Source organism: Ruegeria sp. G10, assembly GCF_056533645.1.
Map to the genome: position 1 here is coordinate 1 of NZ_JBQFOQ010000026.1, position 3,690 is coordinate 3,690.

Annotated in this window: 2 protein-coding genes; both read right to left on the reverse strand. The window is 61.7% G+C overall.

Going from position 1 to position 3,690, the window contains the following annotated elements:
- Nucleotides 1-25: 25 nt before the first annotated feature.
- Nucleotides 26-2,644: a TRAP transporter permease gene (locus ACR0KM_RS20910; RefSeq protein WP_480861787.1), complete on the reverse strand. Its 2,619-nt coding sequence runs from the start codon at nucleotides 2,642-2,644 to the stop codon at nucleotides 26-28.
- A gap of 117 nt (nucleotides 2,645-2,761) precedes the next feature.
- A partial coding sequence (locus ACR0KM_RS20915; RefSeq protein WP_480861789.1) for a TAXI family TRAP transporter solute-binding subunit occupies nucleotides 2,762-3,690 on the reverse strand: 929 nt, incomplete at its 5' end.

Consider the following 3,690-nt stretch of genomic DNA (forward strand, 5'->3'; position numbering starts at 1 on the left):
TCCACAGCACAAAGGACGGATTTTGTCATGGTGTTACCTCTTGTTGTGTGGTGCGTGCGGCGCGGCCCCTTTGCAGGAAGGCGATGAGGCCGAGGAGGATGAGCGCGGGGATGAACATCAGCTCTTTGGGGGGCTGGTTCTGGGGCGCTTGCACGGTGGTGATGCGGACGGGCTCGTCGGCGTAGTAGTCGAAGTTCGACAGCTCGTCCGAGACCGGGGTGCCGAACAGCGGCTCGTCAAGCTTGACCAGGCCGTCTTCCTCCAGCGGGATCAGGCCCAGGGCGTCGATGCGGGCGGCGCCGTCGGCCTCATCGCCGATGGTCAGGACCACTGTGGTTTCGGTCATGTTGCCGGTGTCAAAGTCCGGACCTGCGACCTCGATGCGCAGGGAACTGCCCGGGGCGGCCTCGCCCACGGCTTGCTCCAGTTGCGCCGGTTCGATCTGCGCGAACGGAGGCGCGATCCGGTTCATGAAGAAGTCCGGACGGAACAGCGCGAACGCGATCAGGATCAGTGCCACGCTTTCATAGATGCGGTTCTTGGTCAGGAACCAGCCCATGGTGCCAGCGGTGAAGATCAGGATCGCGATGGTCGCCGATACCGCCACCAGAATGCCCTGCACCCAGCCCACATCGATCAGCAAGAGATCGGTGTTGAAGATGAACACAAAGGGCAGCGCCACGGTGCGCAAGCTGTAGAAGAAAGCGGTAAAGCCCGTCTTGATCGCGTCCCCGCCCGACACGGCGGCGGCGGCAAAGCTGGCCAGGCCCACGGGTGGCGTCACATCGGCCATGATGCCGAAGTAGAACACAAACAGATGCACTGCGATCAGCGGCACGATCAGACCATCCTGCGCGCCCAGTTCGACAACCACACCGGCCATCAGCGAGCTGACGACGATATAGTTCGCCGTGGTCGGCAGGCCCATGCCAAGGATCAGGCTCAGCAGACCCACCAGCGCCAGCATGGCAATGAGGTTGCCGCCCGACAGGAACTCGACCAGATCGGCCATCACCTGCCCCACGCCGGTCAGCGTCACGGTGCCCACGATCACGCCTGCAGTGGCGGTGGCCAGCGCGATGCCGATCATGTTGCGCGCGCCATCGATCAGACCGTTCCACAGGTCAACAACCCCGTCGCGGAGGGCGTTTGCGGTGTTGTTCTCGCCGCGGAAGATCGACTTCATCGGCTTCTGCGTCAGCAGGATCACGAAAAGCAGTGAGGTCGCCCAGAAGGCCGACAGGCCCGGCGATTTTTGCTCGATCATCAGGAAGTAGACCAGCACGATGATCGGCAGCAGGTAATGCAGACCGGCCTTGTAGATATCGGCAATGACCGGCAGTTCGACCTCTTTGGCGTTGGGATCATCGGGGACCAGATCCTCGACCCCCGAGGCCAGTTTCAGCAGGAACAGATAGGCCAGCACGATCAGGCCCGACAGCACCAGACCCGAGGCTCCGGGGATCAGCGCAATGATGCCCTTGATCGGATACTGGATGCCGTAGCAGAGCCCGGCAAAGCCCACGAAGAACACCGCCATGCCGCCAATCGTGCGGCCCATCGACACCACGCGGTTGCCCAGCGTCGGCATGTTCCGCTTCACCGCCTCCAGGTGCACGATATAGACCAGCGCGATGTAGGAGATCGCGGCCGGTAGGAAGGCGTGGGTGATCACCTCGACATAGGAAATGCCCACATATTCCACCATCAGGAAGGCCGCAGCGCCCATCACCGGCGGCATGATCTGGCCGTTCACGGAACTGGCCACCTCGACCGAGCCCGCCTGTTCACTGCTAAAGCCCACCCGCTTCATCAGCGGAATGGTGAAGGTACCGGTGGTCACCACGTTGGCGATGGAAGACCCCGAGATCAGACCCGTGGCCGCAGACCCCACCACAGCCGCCTTGGCCGGGCCGCCGCGCAGGTGCCCCAGCGCGCCAAAGGCCATCTTGATAAAGTAATTGCCCGCGCCCGCCTTATCCAAAAGCGCCCCGAACAGCACGAAGAGGAAGACGAACTTGGTCGACACGCCCAAAGCGATGCCAAACACACCCTCGGACGTGATCCACATATGGCTCATGGCCTTTTTCAGGCTGGCGCCCTTCCACTGGATCACCTCGGGCACCCAGTCGGAGGAACCAAAGAACACGTAAGCCAGGAAGATCGTCGCAATGATCGCCATCGCCGGGCCAAGCGCGCGGCGCGCGGCTTCAAACAGCAGCAGCAGCCCGCCAAGCGCGACCCATTTGTCCACGTCATCGGCCAGCAGGCCGTTATTCACGACTTTTTGGTAGAAGATATACCCATAAAGCGCGATCACCGCGCCCGCCACGCCCATGATCCAGTCTTGAATCGGAATGTAGTCACGCGGGCTGGATTTCAGCGCCGGATAAGCCGCAAAGGCCAGAAAGATCGCAAAGGCCAGATGGATCTGGCGCGAGTTGTTCACCACGCTGCCCGGCAGCAGCGCATTCGACAAAGGCGAGGCCAGCACCACCTGAAAGACCGACCACAGCACCGCGACGATGGCCAGGAAGATCCCGACATTGCCCGCCGGATTGCGCGCGCCCGCATCGGACGAGGCCACCAGATCCTGAAGCTCTTCTTCGGATAGCGGGCGGTTGGATTGTGTGTCGGAACTCATCTGGCGTCTCCCCGTCGCTCTGCGATCTTGTCGGGCCGTTTCGGCCTCATTGTCACCCGGCACCCCGGGTGCAAAAGGGGCGCGCCCATCACAGGCGCGCCCCGCATCAGGTCCGGCTTACTGCAGCCAGCCTTTTTCCTTGTAGTACTTCTCGGCACCCGGATGCAGCGGCGCCGACAAACCGTCCGAGATCATCTCTTCCGGCTTCAGGTTGGCAAATGCCGGGTGCAGCTTTTTGAAGTCGTCGAAGTTTTCAAAGACCGAGCTGACAACCGCATAGACCGCATCATCCGACACGTCTGCCGAGGTCACGAAGGTCGCGCCCACACCAAAGGTCGTGGTGTCTTCGTCCGACCCACGGTACATGCCGCCCGGAATGGTCGCAGTGCGGTAGTACGAGTTGTTGTCGATCAGACCCTGGATCGCATCGCCGGTCACGTTCACCAGAACGGAATCACAGGCGGTGGTGGCTTCCTGAATCGAGCCCGACGGGTGACCCACGGTGTAGATCATCGCGTCCAACTGGTTGTCGCACAGCGCCGCCGACTGCTCGGCCGCTTTCAGTTCCGAGGCCAGTTCAAAGTCATCAATGGTCCAGCCCATCGCTTCCAGCACAACATCCATCGTGCCGCGCTGACCCGAGCCCGGGTTACCGATGTTCACGCGCTTGCCCTTGAGGTCCTCAAAGCTGGAAATCCCCGCATCGGCACGCGCCACAACGGTAAAGGGTTCCGGATGCACCGAGAACACCGCCCGCAGGTTCTCGAACGCGCCCGCGTCTTCGAACTTCGAGGTGCCGTTATACGCATGGTACTGCCAGTCCGACTGCGCCACACCAAACTCCAGCTCGCCCTCGCGAATGGTGTTGATGTTGTAAACTGACCCACCCGTCGATTCCACAGAACACCGAACCCCATGCTCTTTCCGGCCCTTGTTCACCAAACGGCAAATCGCACCACCGGTCGGATAGTAAACACCCGTCACACCACCCGTCCCAATCGTGATAAACTCCTCAGCATAAACAGCCGGCGCGAGAAAGGCGGCGG

Coding starts and splice junctions, on each gene's coding strand:
- ACR0KM_RS20910 (WP_480861787.1), bottom strand. CDS start 2,644: ATGAGTTCCGACACACAATCCAACCGCCCGCTATCCGAAGAAGAGCTT.